This is a genomic window from Pseudarthrobacter sp. J1738, assembly GCF_050490315.1.
Taxonomy (GTDB): domain Bacteria; phylum Actinomycetota; class Actinomycetes; order Actinomycetales; family Micrococcaceae; genus JBNPEO01.
Map to the genome: position 1 here is coordinate 226,444 of NZ_JBNPEO010000001.1, position 22,220 is coordinate 248,663.

Annotated in this window: 24 protein-coding genes; 13 read left to right on the top strand and 11 right to left on the bottom strand. The window is 58.6% G+C overall.

The features are described 5' to 3' along the window. Positions 1-13: 13 nt before the first annotated feature. Positions 14-826 carry an HAD family hydrolase gene (locus ACQR35_RS01105; RefSeq protein ID WP_430268111.1) on the bottom strand — a complete coding sequence of 271 codons (813 nt, stop codon included), beginning with the start codon at positions 824-826 and terminating at the stop codon, positions 14-16. Positions 827-948: 122 nt separating this feature from the next. On the opposite strand from ACQR35_RS01105, the gene ACQR35_RS01110 reads away from it, so the two are divergent. Beyond that, positions 949-1,209, top strand: a complete 261-nt coding sequence (locus tag ACQR35_RS01110) for a glutaredoxin family protein (protein WP_430268980.1) — start codon at positions 949-951, stop codon at positions 1,207-1,209. A gap of 35 nt (positions 1,210-1,244) precedes the next feature. Further along, positions 1,245-1,928 carry a redox-sensing transcriptional repressor Rex gene (locus tag ACQR35_RS01115; protein WP_430268109.1) on the top strand — a complete coding sequence of 228 codons (684 nt, stop codon included), beginning with the start codon at positions 1,245-1,247 and terminating at the stop codon, positions 1,926-1,928. A 90-nt stretch (positions 1,929-2,018) separates the two neighbouring features. On the opposite strand, the gene ACQR35_RS01120 is transcribed toward ACQR35_RS01115, so the two are convergent. Next, entirely contained in the window at positions 2,019-2,894 is an 876-nt protein-coding gene (locus ACQR35_RS01120) for a hypothetical protein (RefSeq protein ID WP_430268981.1), read from the bottom strand. 350 nt (positions 2,895-3,244) lie between these two features. Then, the gene (locus ACQR35_RS01125; protein ID WP_430268107.1) at positions 3,245-3,811 is read right to left on the bottom strand and encodes a YceI family protein; all 567 of its coding nucleotides are present in this window, start codon (positions 3,809-3,811) and stop codon (positions 3,245-3,247) included. A gap of 262 nt (positions 3,812-4,073) precedes the next feature. Between ACQR35_RS01125 and ACQR35_RS01130 the strand changes: the two genes are divergently transcribed. The 5 genes from ACQR35_RS01130 to ccsB are packed head-to-tail and all read left to right on the top strand — an operon-like array spanning position 4,074 to position 8,941. Beyond that, positions 4,074-4,736 (top strand): histidine phosphatase family protein, encoded by a 663-nt coding sequence (locus ACQR35_RS01130; protein WP_430268106.1) that lies wholly within the window; start codon positions 4,074-4,076, stop codon positions 4,734-4,736. A 2-nt stretch (positions 4,737-4,738) separates the two neighbouring features. Further along, on the top strand, positions 4,739-5,374 hold the full coding sequence (locus tag ACQR35_RS01135) for a TlpA family protein disulfide reductase (protein ID WP_430268105.1): 636 nt from the start codon (positions 4,739-4,741) through the stop codon (positions 5,372-5,374). An 8-nt stretch (positions 5,375-5,382) separates the two neighbouring features. Continuing rightward, positions 5,383-6,141, top strand: a complete 759-nt coding sequence (locus ACQR35_RS01140) for a cytochrome c biogenesis CcdA family protein (protein ID WP_430268982.1) — start codon at positions 5,383-5,385, stop codon at positions 6,139-6,141. Beyond that, positions 6,141-7,880: a cytochrome c biogenesis protein ResB gene (gene resB / locus ACQR35_RS01145; protein ID WP_430268983.1), complete on the top strand. Its 1,740-nt coding sequence runs from the start codon at positions 6,141-6,143 to the stop codon at positions 7,878-7,880. Before ACQR35_RS01140 ends, resB begins: the two co-directional genes overlap by 1 nt. Continuing rightward, on the top strand, positions 7,880-8,941 hold the full coding sequence (ccsB, locus tag ACQR35_RS01150) for a c-type cytochrome biogenesis protein CcsB (protein ID WP_430268102.1): 1,062 nt from the start codon (positions 7,880-7,882) through the stop codon (positions 8,939-8,941). The genes resB and ccsB overlap by 1 nt, the downstream gene beginning before the upstream one ends. A gap of 55 nt (positions 8,942-8,996) precedes the next feature. On the opposite strand, the gene ACQR35_RS01155 is transcribed toward ccsB, so the two are convergent. Genes ACQR35_RS01155 through ACQR35_RS01165 form a run of 3 tightly spaced genes read right to left on the bottom strand, consistent with a single transcriptional unit; the run spans position 8,997 to position 11,916 of the window. Further along, entirely contained in the window at positions 8,997-10,061 is a 1,065-nt protein-coding gene (locus tag ACQR35_RS01155; RefSeq protein ID WP_430268984.1) for a formylglycine-generating enzyme family protein, read from the bottom strand. After that, a complete protein-coding gene (locus ACQR35_RS01160) occupies positions 10,058-11,539 on the bottom strand; it encodes a beta-N-acetylhexosaminidase (RefSeq protein ID WP_430268985.1) in 1,482 nt (493 codons plus the stop codon). Before ACQR35_RS01160 ends, ACQR35_RS01155 begins: the two co-directional genes overlap by 4 nt. After that, the gene (locus tag ACQR35_RS01165) at positions 11,536-11,916 is read right to left on the bottom strand and encodes a PLD nuclease N-terminal domain-containing protein (protein ID WP_430268099.1); all 381 of its coding nucleotides are present in this window, start codon (positions 11,914-11,916) and stop codon (positions 11,536-11,538) included. Before ACQR35_RS01165 ends, ACQR35_RS01160 begins: the two co-directional genes overlap by 4 nt. Positions 11,917-12,015: 99 nt before the next feature. Between ACQR35_RS01165 and ACQR35_RS01170 the strand changes: the two genes are divergently transcribed. After that, positions 12,016-12,375 carry a DUF4229 domain-containing protein gene (locus tag ACQR35_RS01170; RefSeq protein WP_430268986.1) on the top strand — a complete coding sequence of 120 codons (360 nt, stop codon included), beginning with the start codon at positions 12,016-12,018 and terminating at the stop codon, positions 12,373-12,375. A gap of 62 nt (positions 12,376-12,437) precedes the next feature. Here the strand turns inward: ACQR35_RS01170 and ACQR35_RS01175 are convergent, their stop codons facing one another. The 4 genes from ACQR35_RS01175 to ACQR35_RS01190 form a co-directional block, all read right to left on the bottom strand. Beyond that, positions 12,438-13,328, bottom strand: coding sequence for a 1,4-dihydroxy-2-naphthoate polyprenyltransferase (locus ACQR35_RS01175; protein WP_430268097.1), 891 nt, complete (start codon positions 13,326-13,328; stop codon positions 12,438-12,440). 84 nt (positions 13,329-13,412) lie between these two features. Continuing rightward, positions 13,413-14,555 carry an AMP-binding protein gene (locus tag ACQR35_RS01180; protein WP_430268987.1) on the bottom strand — a complete coding sequence of 381 codons (1,143 nt, stop codon included), beginning with the start codon at positions 14,553-14,555 and terminating at the stop codon, positions 13,413-13,415. Between the two features lie 7 nt (positions 14,556-14,562). Next, complete coding sequence (locus tag ACQR35_RS01185) at positions 14,563-15,516, bottom strand: 1,4-dihydroxy-2-naphthoyl-CoA synthase (RefSeq protein WP_430268988.1); 954 nt, start codon at positions 15,514-15,516, stop codon at positions 14,563-14,565. A 31-nt stretch (positions 15,517-15,547) separates the two neighbouring features. Beyond that, on the bottom strand, positions 15,548-16,285 hold the full coding sequence (locus ACQR35_RS01190; protein WP_430268989.1) for a CPBP family intramembrane glutamic endopeptidase: 738 nt from the start codon (positions 16,283-16,285) through the stop codon (positions 15,548-15,550). 210 nt (positions 16,286-16,495) lie between these two features. Here ACQR35_RS01190 and ACQR35_RS01195 point away from each other — a divergent pair, with 210 nt between their 5' ends. Beyond that, on the top strand, positions 16,496-17,950 hold the full coding sequence (locus ACQR35_RS01195; RefSeq protein WP_430268093.1) for an amino acid permease: 1,455 nt from the start codon (positions 16,496-16,498) through the stop codon (positions 17,948-17,950). 201 nt (positions 17,951-18,151) lie between these two features. Here ACQR35_RS01195 and ACQR35_RS01200 read toward each other — a convergent pair whose 3' ends face one another. After that, positions 18,152-18,412, bottom strand: coding sequence for a CsbD family protein (locus ACQR35_RS01200; protein ID WP_430268990.1), 261 nt, complete (start codon positions 18,410-18,412; stop codon positions 18,152-18,154). Positions 18,413-18,478: 66 nt separating this feature from the next. Here ACQR35_RS01200 and ACQR35_RS01205 point away from each other — a divergent pair, with 66 nt between their 5' ends. The 4 genes from ACQR35_RS01205 (at position 18,479) to ACQR35_RS01220 (ending at position 22,220) form a co-directional block, all read left to right on the top strand. Further along, positions 18,479-19,147, top strand: a complete 669-nt coding sequence (locus tag ACQR35_RS01205; protein ID WP_430268091.1) for a pentapeptide repeat-containing protein — start codon at positions 18,479-18,481, stop codon at positions 19,145-19,147. A gap of 227 nt (positions 19,148-19,374) precedes the next feature. Beyond that, the gene (locus ACQR35_RS01210) at positions 19,375-20,592 is read left to right on the top strand and encodes a thiolase family protein (protein WP_430268991.1); all 1,218 of its coding nucleotides are present in this window, start codon (positions 19,375-19,377) and stop codon (positions 20,590-20,592) included. Further along, positions 20,592-21,365, top strand: a complete 774-nt coding sequence (locus ACQR35_RS01215; protein WP_430268089.1) for an enoyl-CoA hydratase/isomerase family protein — start codon at positions 20,592-20,594, stop codon at positions 21,363-21,365. The genes ACQR35_RS01210 and ACQR35_RS01215 overlap by 1 nt, the downstream gene beginning before the upstream one ends. Positions 21,366-21,410: 45 nt before the next feature. After that, entirely contained in the window at positions 21,411-22,220 is an 810-nt protein-coding gene (locus ACQR35_RS01220) for a 3-hydroxyacyl-CoA dehydrogenase family protein (RefSeq protein WP_430268134.1), read from the top strand.

Sequence of the window (22,220 nt, forward strand, 5' to 3'; positions counted from 1 at the left end):
TTATTTAGTGTGCCTACTTGGCCCGGAACTTAGCGAAGCCTCGCCACAAACCGTAAATCGCCCCGCCCACGGTTGCGGCTTTGAGTCCCACGGTGGCTGCACGGCGGCCCGAGCGGAAGTCATAAACCGGCCAGTTGTTGTCCTTTGCGTGGCGGCGCAGTTTGGCGTCAGGGTTGATCGCTACCGGGTGCCCCACCAAGGACAACAGCGGAATGTCATTGTGGGAATCGCTGTAGGCCCAGCACTTTTTGAGGTCTAAGCCTTCGCGTTCTGCCAAGTCACGGGCAGCCAATGCTTTGGCTGGACCGTGCAAAATGTCCCCTACAAGCCGGCCAGTGTAAGCGCCCTCGGAAACTTCACCCACGGTTCCTAAGGCACCGGTGAGGCCAAGCCGGTCAGAAATGACCGTGGCCACTTCTACGGGGGTGGCCGTGACCAACCACACCCTGCGTCCTACGCGTAAGTGCTGTTCCGCGAGGGCTTTGGCGCCTGGCCAGATGCGAGAGGCGATCATCTCGTCGTAGACCTCGTTGCCAAGCGCCTCGATGTCCGTGACCAGAATTCCTGCAGCCAAAACCAGTGCGGAATCTCGAACAGCTTCAACGTCTTGAAGATTTTCCCCGCGAGTCACAAATTTGAACTGCTTCCACGCAAAACCCGCGGCCTGGCGCAAGGTGAACGCTTTGCGTTCGTACATTTTTCGGGCCACATGAAAGAGGCTGGCGCCCTTCATGAGGGTGTTATCAACATCAAAAAATGCGGCCTCGCTGAGGTGAGCAGCAGTGAGGTTCGTGCCCTCCGTGCTCTCGGTATTCTGCTGAGGCATATTACGAGTCTAGTCATTCGCCGGGCTGATCGTGTAGGCGCAACCCGCCCGGAACTGCCGGTACTCGATGGACTGTCGCGGGCTGGTGCGTGCACGTTCCAAGATGTGAGTAACGTTGAACCATGCACATTCCGGAGCTGGTGCTGGTCACCAAAAGTCAGTGTCACTTGTGCGATGCGGCACGGGAAACCGTTGCCAGCGTTGCTGCAGACGCGGGAATCGCGTGGGCTGAACAGTTAATTGACGACGACGACACACTGCGGGCGCGATTCGCCGAGGAAGTGCCGGTGGTCTTGGTAGACGGGGTGCAGCGCGACTTTTGGAAGATCGACCCGGTGCGCCTGCGTAAAACGCTGGACAAGGCGATGTCTCAAGCCGACTAGAGTGTTTTTGACATGTCTAACCGATGGAGCAACGCGTGACCTCGCTGGAATCAGTACCCGAGCCGGGCAAGGCCGAATCTTCCGCCCGCCACATTCCGGCTGCAGCCGTTGCGAGGCTCACCTTGTATTTACGGGCCCTCAATAGCCTCACCGGCGAGGGTGTTGAGCGCGTTTCCTCCGAGGCGCTCGCCGAAGCCTCCGGGGTCAGCTCCACCACACTCCGCAAGGACCTTTCCTATATTGGATCCTACGGAACGCGCGGTGTGGGCTATGAGGTTCAGTACCTGAATCGGCAGATCGCTTTGGCTTTGGGGCTCACTTTGGACTGGAAGGTCGCCATCGTTGGTGCAGGTAACCTGGGCCGTGCGCTGGCTAGGTATGGCGGTTTTGAATCGCGCGGCTTTGATGTAGTGGCAATTTTTGATGCTGACCAGATGCTGGTGGGTAACGAGGTGGGTTGGCTACGTGTGAGTGATGTTGCTGATCTGGACGCAGTGATTCGTAAAACCGGTGCCAACATGGCGGTCCTCGCATTGCCTGCTGCCGTGGCGCAGGAGGTCTGCAATCGCGTGATCGATGCCGGGATTCGGAGCATTTTGAGCTTTGCTCCCGTGATGCTCCAAGTCCCTGAGGACGTCAACCTGCGCAAGGTGGACATGGCCACCGAGCTACAGATTTTGGCTTACCACGCACAAAGGACGCAGACCCCGGACGAGTAATTAACTCGCCGCAGGGGCTGCGCCCTTGGTGCGTAATGCGTTGCTCTGGCTTGTTGAGTTGTTGAGTTGTTGAGTTACTGGCTTGTTGAACTACTGGCCGTAGGGGTTGGAGAAGTTGGTGGTGTACGGCTGCTGCTTACGGAACCACGGTGCTGAGTCCTTCAACCAGATAAGTACAATCGCAGCGATACCCAAGACCATGGACAGTATGTAGATCAAGCCACTGCCGAGGTAGCTCAAGGAAAGCACTGCGAATACGGTGCCCAAGATACGCGCCCAGTTAGCGCCCTTGCGGACAAAAAAGGCCACCAGAACGTACAGGCCCAGACCAATGATCCCAAAAACGATCATCATGGGAGCCACAGCGCTCAGCACGCTGTTGATGGTTTCCGGGTCACCCTGTGCACCCATTTGATTGGCCAATGCTTCCCGGCCAGCAGCGGTATTGGCACTTGCCCCGGCAACGATCGCGCCAATCAGTGAGAGCACTCCAGCAGCGATGATCAGCCAGAATGCCAGATTCACTTTCTGCGGCACGGGGCCCTTGGTGCCAGTTGCGGCTCCGGACGTTGCTGCGCTAGGCCAAGCGGCCTGCTGACCCGGCTGGCCATACTGCTGTGGGGCACCGTACTGGTTCTGCTGCCCGGCACCGTACTGAGGAGCCGACGGCGTTCCGTACTGTGGAGCGCCATGCTGGCTCTGTTGCGGTGCGCTGTATTGCGGCGCTGAGGGTGCGCCGTGCTGCGGCTGCTGGCTCTGCTGCCCAAACTGGGGCTGTTGAGGTGCACCGTATTGCGGCTGGCCCGGCTGACTCTGCTGGCCATACTGAGGCTGGCCCTGCTGGGGTGCGCCATACTGGGGCTGCTGCGGCTGGCCCTGCTGAGGGGTGCGTTCGCCAAACCTCGGCTGTTCTTCACCGGACGATGGCTGTTCCGGGTTGACCGGAGGGACGGGAGGGTTACTCATTGCGCTTCCTTAGGTGTAGGCGTCAGTGACGTGCCGCCCGCAACCGGAGGCCCCGGTGGCCGGCATTCATTCCACCGTACCGTGAGTGAGGCTTATGGCAAGGAAATTTGTGCCGAAATCTATGGGTAGTTCAGCCCTCAATGTTGCCTAGTGTGACGTCGGGGTCCTTTGTGGGAGCCATGTAACCCTCGACTGCGCCACCAGCTAGAGAGTAAACAGGAAACAAAACAGGGAGCAATTAACAAAAAAGTGGGGCGCATCCCGGCCCTTAGACCAAGACGCGCCCCACTTTTGAGCGGGAGTAATTCAGCGGCAGTAACTACCGCGTACTGCGTTATGACGCAGAGTTATTACTCTGCAGCGGCTGCTTCAGCTGCTGGAGCGATGAAGGAGAGCTCGAGGGTGATGGTCACCTTGTCGCTGACCAAAACGCCACCGGTCTCGAGAGCTGCGTTCCAGGTCAGGCCGAAGTCTTTACGGGAGATAACGGTCTTGCCGGAGAAGCCAGCGCGGGTGTTGCCGAACGGGTCAACAGCGGTTCCTGCGAACTCAACGTCGAAGGTTACCGGCTGGGTGATGCCCTTGATGGTGAGGTCGCCGGTGAGCTTGTAGTCTTCGCCGTCACCGGAGATTTCGGTGGAAACGAAGGTCAATTCCGGGAACACCTCGACGTCGAAGAAGTCAGCGCTCTTAACGTGGCCGTCGCGGTTAGCGTCGCCCGAATCGAAGCTAGCTGACTTGATGACTGCATTGACGGTGGTGTCTGCAACGGTGGAACCAACCGTGGCGGTTGCTTCTACTTCGTTGAACTTGCCGCGAACCTTGGAAATGCCTGCGTGGCGGACAACAAAGCCAACTTCGCTGTGGGATCCGTCAAGAGTCCAGGTGCCGGCGGTGATGTTTGCGGGGATGGTCATGGTATTTCTCCTGTGTGTTGAAAGGGAAGTCTGATCATTAGCTTGCTGCTTCAACCCGGAGGGCTGCCGTTCTGAAATGTACCAGAGGAAGATCCGAGTTTGATTGAAGCCTCAACTAACTGCTGTACCCAGTATAAACATGCATTTGCATGTTTCATTCCCGAGTTACGAAACTTTTTTAAAATTTCTCAACTTCTACTGTTCGTAGAAATTTTGCTGCCCGATTCGTCGGATACCCTCCACCTTTGAGAAACTGGTACACATGCCCCAAGCAATAGTCCATCTGCTGCGCCATGGCGAGGTTTTTAACCCCACCGGTGTGCTGTACGGTCGCCTTCCTGAATTCCACCTCTCCGCACTGGGTCAAGAGATGGCGCAGACGCTTGCGAGCCACTTTTTGGCGCAACGCGAGGCCGGGGCCAACATTGTTTACCTTGGCGCTTCACCGCTGACCCGGGCCCAAGAAACCGCGCAGCCCACCGCGGAAGCGCTCAACCTTCCCATCAACACTGAACCGCGCATCATCGAAGCGGAGAACTCCTTCGAAGGACTTAAAGTCTCCAAAAAGGAACTGATGCATCCGCGGCACTGGGCAAAGTTCCGCAACCCGTTGCGACCGTCTTGGGGCGAACCGTACCAAGCGCAAGCGGACCGCGTGCTGGCAGCGGTAGGTGATGCACGACGTCGGGCATTGGAGTTGGGTGGCGAAGGTGCCGAAGCGATTCTGGTCAGCCATCAATTACCGATCTGGGCCACTCGCCTCAGCGCCGAGGGAAAACGTTTGTGGCACGATCCGCGCAATCGCGAATGCACACTGACTTCGCTGACGTCATTAGTTTTTGAGGACGATCAGATTGTTGACGTCCGCTATTCCGAGCCGGCAGCCGCACTTTTGCCTGGCGCCTCAAGTACCCCGGGAGCCTAGGGATGGACCAGAATATCGCTCAATCAGCACGAAGCCTCAGCCGCCGCAAACTGTTTTCAATGGCAGGCGTGGCCGCAACCGGGATGGTGGGCGCCGTGGCGCTCTCCGCCTGCAGCTCTGATGACTCTCTCGCGCAGCAAGCACGCGCCGGTGACAATAAAAACTACATTGCAGGGGATGGTTCAGTCTCCGAGTACAACAAAAACGACCGCAAAGCAGCCGTTGACTTCACCGGAGTCCTTTTTGACGGCACCAAGGTCCCGTCAAAGGATCTCTTGGGCAAAGTTGTGGTGATGAACTTCTGGTACGCAGCTTGCGCACCATGCCGGGTTGAAGCACCGTCATTGCGGACGCTGCACCAAGAATTCAAGCCCAAGGGTGTTGAGTTCTACGGCGTAAACCTCAGCGATGAACGCGCCACTGCCGAGGCATTTGAGAAGACGTTTAAGCTGGACTACCCAACTTTTAGCGTCAAAATGGACAGCGGTATGCTGCTGGCTCTGGCCAAGGAAGTTCCGCCCAAGGCTGTACCCACCACGCTGGTTTTCGACAAACAAGGCAAAGTTGCAGCACGCATTTTGGGCCGGCTTGAAGAAGGCACCTTGCGTTCGCTGATCTCCAGTGCAGTGGCCGAGTAAGTTCCTCAGTGACTAACAACCCCTTTGCCGAAACGATCCTTAACGGCTCACTCCTTCTGGCTATCCCGGTGGCACTGCTGGCCGGGTTGGTTTCCTTCCTATCCCCGTGTGTTTTGCCGTTGGTGCCCGGATATTTGGGCTACGTTACGGGCCTCAGCGGAGTGGACCTGGAACAGCGCAAACGCGGCCGGATGTTCGCCGGTATTGGTTTGTTTGTGCTGGGCTTCTCTGTGATTTTTGTCCTCCTAGGTGGAGCCTTTGGCCAGCTAGGTGTGCTGATTTCCGGCGGAAAATTTGATTGGGTCACCCAAATACTGGGCCTAGTGGTGGTGCTGATGGGTGTCATTTTTATGGGCGGCTTCAGCTGGTTCCAACAGGACGCCAAGATTCACCGCAAACCCCCGGCAGGCCTCTGGGGTGCCCCCATTCTTGGGATGACCTTCGGCCTGGGCTGGGCTCCCTGTATTGGGCCAACCTATTCCGCCGTCCAGCTCTTGAGCCTCTCCGGGGGATCTTCCGCGGCTAAGGGCGCATTCCTAGCTTTTGTCTATAGCCTTGGCCTGGGCATTCCCTTTTTGGTGATCGCCCTGATGGTTCGCCGTGGCATGGGAGTCATGAACTTCTTCCGGCGCCATCGCTTGGCCATCCAACGAATTGGCGGTGTGGTGCTGATTTTGCTCGGCATCTTGATGGTCACCGGTGTGTGGGGACACTGGACCGCAGAATTACAGTCTTGGTTCCAAAACGAAGTGAAGTTACCCATCTGATGAGCGAGCCAGTGAAGAACAGTAAAAAGGACCCCCAGCCGGAAGCAACAACGCCGGTCAAAACCGTTGCAGATGCGCGCCGCACCGCAGCCCAACCGGCACTGGGCGCTTTGGGCATGCTCCGCTGGGCGTGGACCCAGCTGACCAGCATGCGTACCGCTTTGTTTTTGTTGCTGCTACTCGCTGTTGCCGCAGTTCCGGGTTCCTTGTTTCCCCAGCGCCCGGCCAATCCTTCAGTGGTCACCCAGTACCTGAAAACTCACAAGGACTACGGGCCGCTGCTGGATAAATTGCAGCTCTTTGATGTGTACTCCTCGGCGTGGTTCTCCGCCATCTACATTCTGCTGTTTGTCTCCTTGATTGGCTGCGTTGTTCCACGCGCCAAAGCCCACTACAAGGCCATGCGCTCCCAACCGCCGCGTACCCCAAAACGTCTTTCACGGCTGCCTGAATACGGCACTATGGTGATCCCTGCAGCACAGGGTGTATCTGCGTCGGACGCTATTGCTGATGCGGGGCGGCTGCTCAAAAAGCGCGGCTACCGCGTTGACATCCGCGATGCCGATGGTGAACGCCCCTCCATTGGTGCTGAACGCGGCATGATTCGCGAAGTGGGAAACCTGGTTTTTCACACTTCGCTGATTGGTGTTTTGGTCTCCGTGGCCATCGGTGGGCTTTTTGGCTACAGCGGTCAGCGGACCTTGGTGGAGGGTGACACCTTCGTTAACACCCTAGTTGGGTACGACCAGTTCAGCCCCGGCACCAACTTCCAATCCTCACAGCTTTCGCCTTACTCAGTGACTCTGGACAAGTTTGAGGTCCGTTTTGACCGCGAATCAGTCAAACAATTTGGTCAGCCGCTGGACTTCAAGGCCACTCTCACCACCAAGGACAGCCCCACTGCGGAGCCAAAAGAGCAGATCTTGAAGGTCAACGATCCGGTATCCCTGGGTGGAACCAACGTTTACCTGGTGGGTAATGGCTACGCCCCGGTCATCACCGTGCGGGACGGTACCGGAAAAATCGCATTCCAAGGTCCCGTACAGACCATCCCCACGGACAGTGTGTTCACCTCAACTGTGGTCATCAAGGTCCCGGACGCTTCCCCGTCTCAACTGGGATTTGTTGGGTTCTTCTTGCCAACAGTGGACAAAAGCGCTGATGGTGTTTCCTTTAGCGCTGATCCTGATCCGCTCAAACCGCAATTGAGCCTGAACTCTTACTACGGGGACTTGGGGCTTGACTCTGGTTCCCCGCAAAACGTCTACAACTTGGACGTCAAGAACCTCAAGCAACTTAACGGTCGCGATCTTCCCGCCGGCGGTATTGTGCTGGATCCGGGGAAGACCTACAAACTTCCCGAGGGCAAGGGCAGCATCAGTTTTGATGGCCTCAAGCGGTACATCGCCTTGGATATTCACAACAACCCGGGCCAGGTCCCGGCGCTCATTTTTGCGCTGATCGCCATCGCCGGGCTTGTCACCTCGCTCTACGTGGGGCGCCGTCGCGCATGGGTTCGCACCGGAACTGCTGCTGACGGACGCACCATGGTGGAGTACGGCCTTTTGGCCCGCGGCGAGGACCACAACCTGGCGAAAGAAGCCTCGGCGGTACGTCAAATGCTGGTACAGGAATGGGCTCTGGATTCTTCCCAGCCTGCTCCCACCAAAGAGGAGGATAATGTCCGCTTGGACGTAGTCTCCCCAGCTACAACACCTGAAGCAAAGAAGGACAGCTAATGCCCGCACTCAACCAAACCCTTGGTCAATACAGCGAACTTTTTATGCTCCTCGCGGCAGCGACCTACACGGTGGCGTTTATCGCTTTCGCGTGGGACCTCGCCTCGAGCAGCAAATCTCTGCGCGCGGCTGAAGCGCAGCCAGCTGCAGCGCCGCAAGAGCGCGACCTTGCTTTGGTGGGTGCAGGTGCAGCGGCCGCTACGCCAGCTTCTGCCGGTACGACGACGGGACGTGGCGCTTCGTCGTCGTCCTCCGTTGCGAGCGCCGTCACCGCCAATGGCGACATGAAGTACCGTAGCGGCAGGCGTGCTGCTGCACGTGCCGCCGTTGCCGTCACGATTTTGGGTGTGCTCATTCACGGTGCCGGCGTGGTCACGCGTGGTTTAGCTGCAGGACGCGTGCCTTGGGGAAACATGTACGAGTTCCTTACCACGGGCGCTTTTGTAGCAATCGCAGTCTTTTTGTTGGTGCTGACTCGCCGCGATCTGCGTTTCTTGGGAACCTTTGTTGTCGGTCTGGGAACCATCATGCTGGTTGCCGCTGCTGTGGCGTACTGGACCCCCGTTGGTCACTTGGTACCCGCACTTCAGAGCTACTGGTTGGTTATTCACGTCTCTATTGCCGTGATGTCCTCGGCCTTGTTCACACTGACCTTTGCCATGAGCGTTTTCCAGCTCATCCAGTCCCGTCGCGAATCAACCATCGCCGCTGGTGGCGCTGACAAGCTGCCCTTTATGCGTATGGTGCCGAACGCTTTGTCCTTGGAAAACCTCAGCTACCGGATCAACACCATCGGTTTTGTGGGATGGACCTTCACGCTGATGTTCGGTGCCATTTGGGCTGAAAAAGCCTGGGGTCGCTTTTGGGGTTGGGACACCAAAGAAGTATGGACCTTCGTGATTTGGGTGGTCTACGCAGGCTACCTGCATGCACGTGCCACCCGTGGTTGGACAGGCACCCGCGCGGCATGGCTGTCCATTGTTGGCTACTTGTGTGTGGTCTTCAACTTCACCATCGTCAACCAGTTCTTCAACGGCTTGCACTCCTACTCAGGGCTATAAAAACTCCGCAACTTGCTTAGCCTCTAGACCGCTTCGTCTCTACACCCCTTCGTCTCTACACCCCGGCCACGGTTCGGAAACCATTGTTTCCAGCCGAGGATTCCGGGGTGTTTGAGGTTCTGGCCGCTACTCGGTACCGGTTGCAGTAGGAATTGTGGCAAAGGTAGGACCCGCCGCGCATCACGCGTCCGGCACCGATCGTGGGGCCCTGCGGATTCTCGGTGGGGGAGTTGCGGTAATACTTGGGCAGGAACCAATCAGCGCACCATTCCCATACGTTTCCGGCCATGTCGTAGAGTCCAAAACCGTTCGGCTGGAAGGATCTCACCGGTGCGGTGCCGAGGTGCCCGTCCTCCCGAGTGTTGTGCGTGGGGAACGTGCCTTGCCAAATGTTGCAACGGTGTTCGCCCTCTGGGTGAAGCTCATTGCCCCACGCGTAGCGCATACCTTCCAAGCCGCCGCGCGCCGCGTATTCCCATTCGGCCTCCGTGGCGAGCCTGCGCCCGGCCCACGCACAGTACGCCAAGGCATCGTTGTAGGAGACATGGACCACGGGATGGTCAAGGAAATCGCGGTAATCAGAGGTGGGGCCAGTGGGGTGCGCCCAGTCTGCGCCGCGCACATTCAGCCACCACGGTGCACCTGCGGCCGTGCCTAGGACATCCGGTCTGGGGGCGGTAGAGAGCAGATGGAACACCGCGGAGGAGCCGTACTGTTCGGCTTCCGTGGTGAAACCGGTGGCTTGAATGAATGCTGCGAACATGCGGTTGGTCACCGCCGTGGTGTCCATCCGGAAAGCGTCTAGCCTGACCTCGTGAACTGGTGTCTCACCGTCGTTGGGGTAGCCCTCGCCAAAGGCATCCCCCATCTGGAAGCTGCCGGCAGGGATCAGGGCATCGTGATGCAAGGCACCAAGTTTTGTACTGTGCAAGCCAGACGGTGGGCGACCGATAGTGAGCCCGACGGCGGTGGGCCCGGCGGTGCTGGAACTGGCAGCGCTGGGATTAGCAGCACTGGAGCCAGCAGCACTGGAGCCAGCGACGGCTGGCTGCGGGCCGTCGTCGTGCTGTGTTCCGCGCGTCGGTGAGCAGCAGCTTTCGGGGTGTTCGGCGTGGCTCATTTTCCGCCTCGCACGAATTCTTTCCCGGGCCACTGCGGCAAGGCCTTTTGCGCTTCAAGGAACTCGCTGAACGTGACGCCCGGCGGGGTTCCTCCCCACATCTTTTGCCCCAAGAGCCCAAATGTTGGCGCGACCATGGTGTACATGTCCTGTTCTGTGTAGTACTCTAGCACCAGATCATTCCAGAGCGCAGACATGGCACCGAGTAGTTGAGGGTGGCCCTTGCTGAGTTCTTGCCCTGCGCCGAAGATGTGAGGCTCCCACTCGTTCCACAGCCTTTCTAGTGGCAGTCCCGTGCCGCAGTAGTAGTCGGCGTAGGGGACCGTGTAAAGCAAGTCATCGTTGGTGTTAATGATCCGGTAGCCGTCGCTCGTGGCTTCGAGGGGGCCGTACCATTCGTTGTTCCACGAACACATGATGACGTCACGGTCATAGCCAGCCGGTGGTTCCGGGCTCGCGCTCTTGGACACACCTGCGCTCTTGGACATCACCGAGAGGCTGCCCCACGCTACTGGTGTTTTCCCACAGGCGCGAAGGTGCGCGGCGATCTCATTGAAATAGCGGCGGTAGTCCTGTGGATGTTCGCGGTCGTATTCGTCAGCGCCGAAGTGAACCAGCGGGCCGCGGAACCAGGGCAAGAACTCGTTGAAAATGCCCTTCATGAAGTTGATGGCCGTGGAGTCGGTGAGATCCAGCATGTCCGAGTCCCCGCCGTTCCGGCCCAACTCCGGGTGGTGAACAATAAACGCCCGGGCATGGGCGGGAGCGTCAATTTCCGGAATGATGTTGACGCCCTGGCTGGCGGCAAGATCCTCAAAGGACTCCCAATCGGCGCGGACGTAGGAGCCGTCTGTGCTGGCGAGGTGGGCAAAGTCATCCGAGTCGGAACGTAATCGGAACCCATGCTGGGCTTCATTCCACGGGCGGCCGGTGTCCTTAGTGATTTCGTTGTCATTGAGGTGAATCACCAGAGTGTTCAACTTGTGCCAACTCATGTGACGGATGAGATCGCGGATGAAGGCTGGCCGGGAGAAGCGCCTTCCAACGTCGATCACAAACCCACGAACAGGATAATCCGGCCAATCGAGCGCTTCCCCATGGGTCAGTGCCGGGTTGGCTGCGAGGAGCTGAAGCAGGCTTCGTGTTCCCCAGTAGAGTCCACGGGCGGTTGGGGCAGTGAGTGCGATTGCCTCACCAACAACCAGCCGGTACGCCTCGGGCCGCACGTGCTCGGGAATGTGCGCAAAGCGCTGATCCTCTGGATCGATCACAAACTCGAGCGCAGGTGCCTGTGTTGCCGAGCAAACCGTGGTGGCCAGCAATTCGGCGAGGTCAGCGGCGAACGCCTCAGCTACCGCTTCGGCATCCGCACCGGAGGCCCTGAAGCCAAGAACCTCCGGCAGCCGGAACGAACCAGTAGCAGGGCTCCACTTCTTGAATCCCGGAATGATCCGTGCGCCTGGAGTGCAGCTGGTCACGAGCCTTCGGCGGCGTCGTCGTTGGTGTCAGTGGCCTTTGTGTCTTTAAGGCGGCGTTCGCGCTCTTCGAGTTCTTGGCGCAGCTTGGCCAAGCGGTCCGCTTCCGCCTTGTTCCTGCGCTGGCGTTCCAGGTTCTGCAAGAACTCGGGGTCGTCATCCGGGGCGGTGGTGTGTGTGACTCGGCGCTGCTGCGGGCCCGGGTAGGGGCGGCCAAAAATGAACCATAAGATGGCGCCTAGCAGCGGCAAAAGTACCATCACCACAATCCATGCCGTCTTGGAAATGCCGCGGACAGCACGCCGATCAGTGCGGATGCAATCGATGAGTGCATACACAAAAATCGCAATGGCAAGGATAGTTCCGATCACGCGAGGCATCCTTTGAGTCTAGTCTCTACGGGGTGCTCCCATACCCTTTGCATGGGGGCACCCTGGTGCGTACAGCTTGCCACCAGCGGCGCGGGCTAAACTTAGACAGTGGCAAATCTGAAATACTTCCTGATCCGCGCGGCGCTCTTTGTTCCGCTCTTTATTGTGTTCCTGTTGCTGGGCACCGGCGCACTGCTAGCCGCACTTTACGGTGCGGTGATTTCCTTCGCTGTGAGCTACTTGTTTTTCCAACGCCAGCGTAACGAGGCCTCCGCACAGATTCGTCACCGGCTCTCCGGTAAAGCTGAGCCAGTGCGTACCGCCACGGAGATTGACGATGCCGCCGCCGAAGATGCCCTCGTTGATGCTCAGCTCAATGCTGCAGAATCCAAGACTGCCGAATCCAAGGCTACACAGAACCCGGGTGCAGAGAACGCTGACGGATACACGCCGCGCACTTCGCTCTAACCCGCACTGCGTTCTAATCTAGGGCTGCACTCGGACCTTCTTGGCGCTTACCTTACTGGTTCTTACGTTCCGGTGAGCGTGTGCTGCAGAATCAGACCTACGGCGAACAGCACACTGTAACCAAGGTTGATCAGGCCAGTCTGTTTGAGCACCGGGATCAGGTTTTTGCGTTGCCGCCCGGTGAGCATCACCCAGCACGGCATCAGGCAAGCTGGTGTGAGCACCAGCACCACCAGGAGCCACGGGTGTGTGGGTGCAACAACAATGACCAGCAGCAAGGCTACGGCGATCATCAGCACGTAGCTTTCGCGGGCATGCTTATCTCCCAGCCGTACAGCAAGGGTCTTTTTGCCCACTTCTTTATCCGTGGGAATGTCCCTGACGTTGTTGGCCATGAGCAGTGCACAAGCGATCAGCCCAGTTCCAATGGCACCAATAATCGCCACCGTGCTGATCCGTCCAGCCTGGGTGTAGGTGGTGCCGAGGGTGGCCACTAGACCAAAAAACACAAACACAAACAAATCGCCCAAACCCATGTAGCCATACGGGTTTTTGCCACCCGTGTAACCCCAAGCGGCCAGCACACAGCCTGCACCTACCAGCAAGAACCACCAAGTTTGGGTCAAGAGAACAAGGCCCAATCCGCATAGCATGGCCAGCGCAAAGCAGCCAAACGCAGCCATTTTGACCTGCTGTGGACGGGCAGCCCCTGAACCGGTGAGGCGCAGCGGCCCTACCCGGTCATTGTCAGTCCCGCGAATGCCGTCTGAATAGTCGTTGGCGTAGTTCACGCCGATTTGGAGCAAGAGCGCAACGAACGCAGCCAACACCGCGTTGAGTGGATGGAAGGCGTGCAAATCAAAGGCTGCGGCGCTGCCGATGATAACGGGGGCTACTGCAGCAGGAAGAGTGCGTAAGCGCGCTCCTGCAATCCATTGGGCGGCTGTTGCCACGATGACCTCTTAGTTCAGACTCTTGGTTCATACGGTTCCGCGTGAATGGCGTTACAGGCCACCCACTTCAGAGTGTTCAGCTATCTATTTTCCCTGATTAACTTCAGCTAACCGTTCAATCATGGTTAAACGGTCTACTTTTCCGTTGGCTAGGCGCGTGAGTTGCGCCTCTACAAGGATGACTTTGGGGGTGCTGTGACCCAGTACGGTTCCGACGGCGGCACGAACCTTTTCGGCGTCCAGTTCCGGATCGCTGGACTCAACAATGGCAGCCACGGCCTGACCCCATTGCGCCGATGGAACGCCGGCAACAAAAGCTGCACTGACTCCGGAAACTTTCTCGAGCTGCGCTGCCACAACGCTAGCGGCAATTTTTTCGCCGCCCGAGATGATAACGTCGTCGGCCCGTCCAAGAACCGTCAGGCGCCCTTCGACGTCGAGGGCTCCCAAATCATTGGTGAGGTACCAGCGGGTATCTCCTTCGCTCAGGAAGGCGGCTTCGCTTAGTTCGGCTTGGCCAAGGTATCCAGAGGCAATAACGTCCCCGCCCAGTTGGACTTTCCCCTCAACAATCCGGACCTGAACGGCTTCGAGTGGCACACCGTTGTACACGCAACCGCCACAGGTTTCTGCCGAACCATACGTGGTCACCACGTTCACCCCGGCGTCCTTGGCTGCGGCCAAAAGCTCAGGAGCGGCTGGGGCGCCACCGAGTAAGATCGCGTTGAAGCGGCGCAACACTGCCAAGGTTTCCGGGGACGGGTCCTCGAGAAGGCGCTGCAATTGCGTGGGCACCAAGGAAGTGAAGCGGGTGCGATCGGTCAGCTCTAGGGCAGCGGCCGTAAAAGCTTCGGGAGTAAAACCGCCGGAAAGATCCATGGCCCACGGGCGGGTCCCAGCGAAGAGCGAACGCACCAGCACTTGAACCCCAGCCACGTACTGGAGCGGCAGGGCCAGAAGCCACTGCCCCTCACCCTGAAGTGCCATGGCAGTGGCCATCGATGAGGCAGCCAAAGCCTCAACACTGAGCACGGTTTCCTTCGGTGTTCCGGTGGAACCCGAGGTGCTCACCACTACCGCGGCGTCCTCAAACTCGTCAACGTCCACGGTGGTGATGTCAGCTGCACCGGACGGAGAAGTACCGAAGCGCACGGCAGGGCCCTCAGAATGGATGGCGTCAGCGAGGGCGCGCAGTACCGAATCAAGGTTTTGGGGATCGATTGTCATGGTGCGCCTAGAAGTAGTACGGGAAGGAGGACCAGTCTGGATCACGCTTTTGCAAGAACGCCTCCTTGCCCTCCACCGCCTCGTCAGTCATGTACGCCAGACGGGTGGCTTCACCGGCGAAGACCTGCTGGCCAGCCAAACCGTCATCCGCCATGTTGAACGCGAACTTGAGCATCCGGATAGCCTGCGGGGACTGGCGGGCGATGTCAGCAGCGTACTCCAAGGCCACCTTCTCCAGCTCCTCGTGGGGGACTGCCTGATTCACCGCGCCCATCCGCACCATGTCCTCGGCCGAGTATTCGCGGGCCAAGAAGAAAATCTCGCGGGCAGCCTTCTGGCCTATTTGGCGAGCCAGCAACGCGGAGCCATAACCGGCGTCGAAACTACCCACCGTGGCGTCAGTCTGCTTGAACTTGCCGTGTTCACGTGAGGCAATGGTGAGGTCACTGACCACGTGCAGCGAGTGCCCGCCGCCGGCTGCCCAGCCGTTGACGACGGCGATGACCACCTTGGGCATGGTCCGCATCAAGCGCTGGACCTCCAGAATGTGCAGCCGGCCGGCGCGGGCGGGGTCGATGGTTTCTGTTGTTTCACCCTCTGCGTACCTGTACCCGTCACGGCCACGGATGCGCTGGTCACCACCGGAACAGAAGGAGTGCCCACCGTCTTTGGGGGAGGGGCCGTTGCCGGTGAGGAGCACGGTTGCCACCTCAGGGGTCATTCGGGCGTGATCCATGGCGCGGTACAGCTCATCAACGGTGCCCGGGCGGAAAGCGTTACGCACCTCGGGGCGGTCAAAGGCGATCCGCACGGTGGGGAGGTCGCGTAGGACTGTGCCGTCGTCGTCGCGCTCTACCTGCCGGTGGTACGTGATGTCCTGAAAGTCCTCAAAACCGGCGACCAAACGCCAGCGGGAGGGGTCAAAAATGTCAGAAACCTTGGCAGGGAGTTGCGTATTCACGTTCTTCAGTCTAGTAACTAACGTCCCGGGCTTAGCGCTGAAGCATCTCCACCGGCACCGAGTAGAGGATCACCACGGCCATTAAGTTCTTCGCAGCGTGCACCAAATAGGAGAACATCACGTTCTTCCCGGTCCACAAATAGACCCCCACTAGTGTGCTTCCCATGGCCACATAGGGCAGAAGAGTCGTCAGCGAGAGGGCCTCTTTGCCCACCACATGTAGGCCAGCGAAAAGCACCACGGAAAGGCCAGCGCAAATCCAGACATTGATTTTTTGGCTCAGCTTGCCAATCAGTAAGTGGCGGAACATGTACTCCTCCACAAAGGGGCCAATGATCACCAACACTGGACCCATCAACCACAAGGGAACGTTCCGGGTCAGATCCTCCAGGCCTTGCTGATTAACCGAGACTCCCGGGTTAACACCACCGGCAATGACCAAAACTGCAGTCAGGATCAACATGGCAACAACAGCTAAGGGAACCATCGCCACAGTGAATCCGGGCCGCTGCGCCAAGATCCGCGCGTCGCGAGCTACAACGTGGCGTGCTGCCACCAAAGCTACGGCACCCACTGCTAGGTAAAACACTAAGTTCACCGCATATGTAGCTGTGTACGGATCCAGTTTGAGGCTCTCGACAATCTGGGCCAGCCAGGGTGCACCAACGCTTAAACCCACCGAGAGTCCCAAGTACACGATGATGGCTGCAGCGTCGAGCTTACTGAAGCGGTAGAGGCGTGCTTTGGTAGGTAATTGCAGAGTTGCCATGGTTCAAGAGTAGTGAAGTGAGCTGGGTGTTATGTCCTCTGAGTGTGACCCATTCTTGTGCCGTATCCCAGACGTTATGTGTTGCGCACGTCACGGCGGGTACCTCAAATCCTCTAGACTGGAACCTGCCGTTTGCCGCTGATGCGGCGTGAATATGCCAAAACGTGGATCATCCGGCACCGGCAAGACCCCTACCCACAAGGAACAGTTGTGCCTCAAAGTACGTCATCAGACCTTCAAGACACCACGGCAACAGTGACCGATCCAACCCTCAGCGCCGAGGGTTACAGTAAGACACTCAGCCGCCGTCACGTCACCATGATCGCGATGGGCGGCGCTATCGGCGTCGGCCTCTTTATGGGTGCCGGTGGCCGATTGGCCTCCACCGGCCCCGCGCTGATTTTCTCCTACGCCATTGCTGGCGTTATTGCTTACCTGCTGATGCGGGCACTCGGTGAGCTCATTATGTACCGCCAAACCTCCGGTTCATTTGTCAGCTACGCCGGTGAGATGTTCGGCAATAAAGGCGCGTACCTCTCCGGTTGGATGTACTTCATCAACTGGGGAATGACGGGCATCGCCGAGTTGATCGCGATTGGCCTGTACTTCCAATTCTTCTTCCCCAACGTGCCAGTAGCGGTGTCCGCGATTGCCGCACTTTTGCTGCTCGTTGCAGTGAACCTGTTTAGCGTCAAAGCTTTTGGCGAGTTCGAATTCTGGGCGTCCTGCCTGAAGGTCGGCGCCATCCTCATCTTCTTGGCCGTGGGTACCTTTATGGTGATCACCAACGCCCAGGTTGGCCCCGGCCACGCCTCAGTAGCAAACCTCTTTGCCGACGACGGCGGGATGTTCCCCAAGGGTGCGCTGGTGATGGTTCTTGTCCTCAATGCCGTGATCTTTGCCTACAACGGGATTGAACTGGTGGGTATCACCGCCGGTGAAATGGAGGATCCCCATCGCGAAGTACCCCGCGCCATCCGCGCCGTAGTTTTGCGCATTGTGGTGTTCTACGTTGGATCAGTGCTGCTGTTGGCCATGCTTTTGCCCTCCGACCAGTACAAAGCTGGAACGTCACCGTTTGTGACTGTCTTTGGCCAGATGGGCCTGGGTTGGGTGGGCGACGTGATGAACATGATCGTTATCACCGCAGCGCTTTCCTCATGCAACTCCGGCCTGTACTCGATTGGCCGCGTATTCCGCACCATGGCCAACAATGGTCACGCCCCCAAGTGGCTCACCAAAATGTCCAAGAGGCACGTACCGTACGCGGCCATTTTGGCGATCGCAGCGTTCTACCTCGTGGGTATTTTGCTGAACATTTGGTTGGGTGGTTCACACGCCTTTGACCTCGCGCTCAACACTGCGTCGATCGGTGTGATCTTCACGTGGGGTGCCATCTTCGCTAGCCAGATTGCCTTGCGCAAGCAGAAGGGTTTGGTGTCCTCCTTGCCCATGCCGGGCTCCCCGTGGACCAGTTGGGTTGGGCTGTTTGCCCTCTTGGCGATCACCGTTCTGATTGGCTTCGACACCATGACGTCCAAGGACGGCGAAGTCTTCTACCTAGGTGCTTGGACGCTGGCAACCATCCCGGTCTTCGCGCTGCTCTTGTGGTTGGGGTGGACCAAGATCAAAAACACCGCACCGAAGAACGAGCTCTTCAGCTAGCCCGTCTTCCGCCGCCGCCTCTTCGCGCCTCTCCTTCGCCGAGTGGGTAGATAACGTCGCTTTGGAGCAGGTCTAAGGGACGTTATCTACCCGTTCGGCAAGCTGGAGCGGGCGGGTCACACGCCTGAGGTGAGAAAGAACGACGGCGGGCCCCACCAAAAAGGTGGGGCCCGCCGTCGTTCTTTGCTGAGTTAGAGGAGATTAGTCCTTCTTGAACTCATCCTTGACACTCTCGCCGACTTTCTTAGCATCGGCAGCAACCTGGTCTTTGAGGCCTTCTGCCTTGAGATCGTCATTGTTGGTGACGTTTCCCGCAGCTTCCTTAGCCTTGCCAGCCAAGTGTTCAGCTTCGTTCTTGATCTTGTCTCCGATACCCATGGATAAACCACTCTCTTCGATAGATTTTGACCGGCCCGGTTGTGCAGTCAATTTCTTGTCCGCACGGGCCGGTTCACCAAGCATTTTCAGCCTAACACCGCGGTAGGGGGCGGTTTCAAGTCGCCCTAAAGGGGCCGGTAGGCTTCAGGAATGACAACTCGCCGCGCCAAGATCGCCGCACCGCAGCTGCCCGCCGTCGTCCTTCCGGAACTCGAGCCAGTGCCCTCGGACGGGGCATTTGTTGGCCGGGCAGAACGTCACGAAGCGTTGCTTTTTGACCGCACAACATTTGAAGGGCGGGACCTTGGCGGCTCGGATTTTATCGAGTGCCAATTCAGTGGGGTGAACCTCAATGAAGCCCAGCTGCGCGGCGCGACCTTCCGGGAGAGTGTCCTGGCCGAGCCGTTCGCACCGGTGCTGATGGCCGCACGGTCCACGTGGCAAGACGTGCAAATTTCTAACCCGCGCTGGGGGTCCGCTGAACTTTATGAGGGCGGCTGGCGGTCAGTAACGGTTGACGGCGGCAAGCTGGACTATGTGAATTTGCGCGGCTCCTCACTGATGGACGTCCAGTTCAAAAACTGCATTATTGGTGAGTTGGACCTGGCGCAGTGCAAAGCCCAGCGGATTTCTTTTAGTGACTGCAGCATCGGCACGCTAGACGTTTCTGGGGCGAAGTTGAAGGACGTTGATCTGCGCACCACTGAATTCAGTCAGCTCAACGGTTTGGGCAGCCTCGAAGGCTTGGTGATCGACGAATACCAGCTCTCACTCTTGGCGCCGTTGCTTGCAGCGCACCTGGGCATCAGTGTTAGGTGACTCCCCGCGCACCTTTCGCCGAGTGGGTAGATAACGTCCCTTTGAGCCAGGGCTAAGGGACGTTATCTACCCACTCGGCGAGTATTCAAGCGGGACAGGGGCGTGTAAGATTTAGTGAACGAGCGGTCGGTAATTCACGGATGCTTGAGACTTTCACGTGAGTTTTACTGAGCACCACACCCGGAACTGCACGCTCCGGGGCACAAACTGAGGACTGAGGGCGTTCCATGGTTGAAGCTTTTCTGGTTGGCGGCGCACGCACCCCGGTAGGCAGATACGGGGGTGCACTGTCCGCCGTCCGCCCCGACGATCTGGCTGCACTTGTGGTCAAAGAAGCAGTAGCGCGGGCAGGTATAGACCCGGACTCCATCGACGAAGTCATCCTGGGCAACGCCAATGGCGCAGGGGAAGAAAACCGCAACGTGGCACGTATGGCCACCATCTTGGCCGGGCTTCCCCTCCACATCCCCGGCATCACCGTGAACCGGCTCTGCGCTTCCGGCATGAGCGCCATCATCATGGCCAGCCACATGATCAAATCCGGTGCCGCAGACATGGTGGTGGCCGGTGGTGTCGAGTCCATGAGCCGCGCCCCCTGGGTCCAGGAAAAACCCTCCAAGGCCTTCGCTAAGCCCGGCGAAATTTTTGACACCTCGATCGGCTGGCGTTTTATCAATCCCCTCTTCCAAAAAGGTGAACTGAGCCGAGGCGGGAAGATGACCTTCTCCATGTCAGAGACAGCCGAGGAAGTTGCCCGATTGGATGGTATTAGCCGCGAAGATGCTGACGCGTTCGCTGTGGAATCTCACCGCCGGGCTATCGCCACCATCGCCGCCGGGCACTTTAGCCAAGAGATCGTCCCCGTTACCGTGCCGGGCCGTAAAGGCAACACGGTGGTGGATACTGACGAAGGTCCACGCGAAGGAACCAGTGTGGAAGTTCTTGCTGGGCTTCGCCCTGTGGTCTCCGGCGGATCGGTGGTCACCGCTGGAAACGCCTCATCCCTGAACGATGGAGCCTCGGCAGTGATTGTGGCCTCCGAGGCTGCGCTCAAACGCTTTGGGCTCATCCCCCGGGCGCGGATTGTGGACGGCGGGGCGGCCGGTTGTGAACCAGAAATTATGGGCATTGGCCCGGTACCGGCCACGCAGAAAATCTTGGCACGCGCGGGCCGTACGGTAGGCGAGCTGGGCGCCGTCGAACTTAACGAGGCTTTTGCCAGCCAATCCCTCGCCTGTATCCGCCGGCTGGGTTTGGACCCAGAAATTGTTAATAACGACGGCGGTGCTATCGCTTTGGGCCATCCGCTCGGTTCCAGCGGGTCAAGGATCGCGATCACGCTGATGGGCCGGATGGAGCGCGAGCTTGCGCCGGGCGCTTTGGGCTTGGCCACGATGTGTATTGGTGTGGGTCAAGGTAGTGCCCTGTTGTTGGAGCGTGTGTAATGGACTTTGATTTTCAGACGCTGCGGGTAGAGGCAGGGGATACTGCGTTGACGGTGTCCCTCAACCGGCCCGAGGTGCGCAACGCAATCAATCAGCAGATGGTGGATGAGCTTCACCAGATCTGTGCCGAATTGGAGCGCAACCCAAAAATCCTGATTCTCACCGGCTCAGAGAAAATTTTTGCCTCCGGTGCTGACATTAGCCAGTTGCGTGAACGCCGACGGGATGAGGCACTTCAAGGTATCAACTCGGCGCTTTTTACTCGTATTGCGCGCCTGCCTATGCCGGTGATTGCAGCAATGTCCGGGTACGCGATGGGCGGTGGTGCAGAACTGGGGTACGCAGCTGACTTCCGGCTGGGGTCCACCACCCTGAAAATCGGCAACCCGGAAACGGCGCTGGGCATTGTGGCAGGTGCAGGTGCTACGTGGCGTCTTAAGGAACTTGTGGGCGAACCGCTCGCCAAGGAGATCCTGCTGGCTGGCCGAGTGCTGGACGCTCAAGAGGCCCTCGCCGTCAGGCTGGTCACCGAGGTGCATCCGCCGGAGGAATTGCTGAACGCCGCATATGCCCTTGCGGACCGAATTGCACGCCAAGACTCCTTGGCCGTGCGGATCACCAAGTCCGTTTTTCACGCTCCGGCTGAGGCTCATCCGGTGATTGACCAGTTGGCGCAAGGGATCTTGTTTGATTCCCCGGCGAAGTTTGAGCGGATGGACGCGTTTCTCAACAAGTCCACAACGCGCGGCACCGGCAGCAAGAAAGGCGAATAAGTGAGTCAGGTTCCAGAGAACGTTGGTGTCCTCGGTGGTGGGCGGATGGGGGCTGGGATTGCGCACGCCTTCCTGGTTTCCGGCGCCATAGTTACGGTGATAGAGCGCGACGACGACGCTGTGGCAGCTGCCACCACTCGAGTTACCGAGGCGGTTGCCAAAAGTATTGAACGCGGCAAGGTTTCGGAGTCCTTTGAGGGCATCACCGCGCGGCTGAGCGTTTCCACGAACTTTGCGGCCTTGGCATCCTGTGACTTAGTGGTGGAGGCCGTTCCTGAGGATTGGGAGCTAAAGGTTGAAGCCCTGCGCAAGGTGGAGGAACAACTCGGTCCGGAAGCCATCTTGGCATCAAATACTTCTTCTTTGTCTATCAACGGTTTGGCCGCGGAATTGCAACGGCCAGAGCAGTTTGTGGGCCTGCACTTCTTCAACCCGGTTCCGGCATCCACACTCGTGGAGATTGTTCTAGGCGCCCGGACATCGGCGGCGTTGCAGGAGGCAGCCCGCGGCTGGGTGCAAGCGCTGGGCAAAACTCCTGTGGTGGTCAACGATGCACCCGGTTTTGCCTCATCGCGCTTGGGTGTGGCCATTGCTCTTGAAGCCATGCGGATGGTGGAGGCAGGGGTTGCCTCGGCCGAGGACATCGATCAGGCCATGGTGCTCGGTTATAAACACCCCATGGGCCCATTGCGGACCACTGACATTGTTGGACTAGACGTTCGGCTAGGCATTGCGCAGTACTTGCACTCCACCCTGGGCGAGAGGTTCGCGCCGCCACAGATCTTGGTGGACAAGGTCAAAGCCGGCGAACTGGGCAGGAAGACGGGCAAGGGCTTCTTTGACTGGACTGACTAG

Excerpts from the sequence above, each read along its gene's own strand:
- ACQR35_RS01120 (WP_430268981.1), bottom strand. The coding sequence starts at position 2,894 with ATGAGTAACCCTCCCGTCCCTCCGGTCAACCCGGAACAGCCATCGTCC.
- ACQR35_RS01165 (WP_430268099.1), bottom strand. The coding sequence starts at position 11,916 with ATGCCTCGCGTGATCGGAACTATCCTTGCCATTGCGATTTTTGTGTAT.
- ACQR35_RS01105 (WP_430268111.1), bottom strand. The coding sequence starts at position 826 with ATGCCTCAGCAGAATACCGAGAGCACGGAGGGCACGAACCTCACTGCT.
- ACQR35_RS01210 (WP_430268991.1), top strand. The coding sequence starts at position 19,375 with ATGGTTGAAGCTTTTCTGGTTGGCGGCGCACGCACCCCGGTAGGCAGA.
- ACQR35_RS01155 (WP_430268984.1), bottom strand. The coding sequence starts at position 10,061 with ATGAGCCACGCCGAACACCCCGAAAGCTGCTGCTCACCGACGCGCGGA.
- ACQR35_RS01135 (WP_430268105.1), top strand. The coding sequence starts at position 4,739 with ATGGACCAGAATATCGCTCAATCAGCACGAAGCCTCAGCCGCCGCAAA.
- ACQR35_RS01220 (WP_430268134.1), top strand. The coding sequence starts at position 21,411 with ATGGGGGCTGGGATTGCGCACGCCTTCCTGGTTTCCGGCGCCATAGTT.
- ccsB (WP_430268102.1), top strand. The coding sequence starts at position 7,880 with ATGCCCGCACTCAACCAAACCCTTGGTCAATACAGCGAACTTTTTATG.
- ACQR35_RS01200 (WP_430268990.1), bottom strand. The coding sequence starts at position 18,412 with ATGCTTGGTGAACCGGCCCGTGCGGACAAGAAATTGACTGCACAACCG.
- ACQR35_RS01110 (WP_430268980.1), top strand. The coding sequence starts at position 949 with ATGCACATTCCGGAGCTGGTGCTGGTCACCAAAAGTCAGTGTCACTTG.
- resB (WP_430268983.1), top strand. The coding sequence starts at position 6,141 with ATGAGCGAGCCAGTGAAGAACAGTAAAAAGGACCCCCAGCCGGAAGCA.
- ACQR35_RS01190 (WP_430268989.1), bottom strand. The coding sequence starts at position 16,285 with ATGGCAACTCTGCAATTACCTACCAAAGCACGCCTCTACCGCTTCAGT.
- ACQR35_RS01125 (WP_430268107.1), bottom strand. The coding sequence starts at position 3,811 with ATGACCATCCCCGCAAACATCACCGCCGGCACCTGGACTCTTGACGGA.
- ACQR35_RS01205 (WP_430268091.1), top strand. The coding sequence starts at position 18,479 with ATGACAACTCGCCGCGCCAAGATCGCCGCACCGCAGCTGCCCGCCGTC.
- ACQR35_RS01180 (WP_430268987.1), bottom strand. The coding sequence starts at position 14,555 with ATGACAATCGATCCCCAAAACCTTGATTCGGTACTGCGCGCCCTCGCT.
- ACQR35_RS01130 (WP_430268106.1), top strand. The coding sequence starts at position 4,074 with ATGCCCCAAGCAATAGTCCATCTGCTGCGCCATGGCGAGGTTTTTAAC.
- ACQR35_RS01215 (WP_430268089.1), top strand. The coding sequence starts at position 20,592 with ATGGACTTTGATTTTCAGACGCTGCGGGTAGAGGCAGGGGATACTGCG.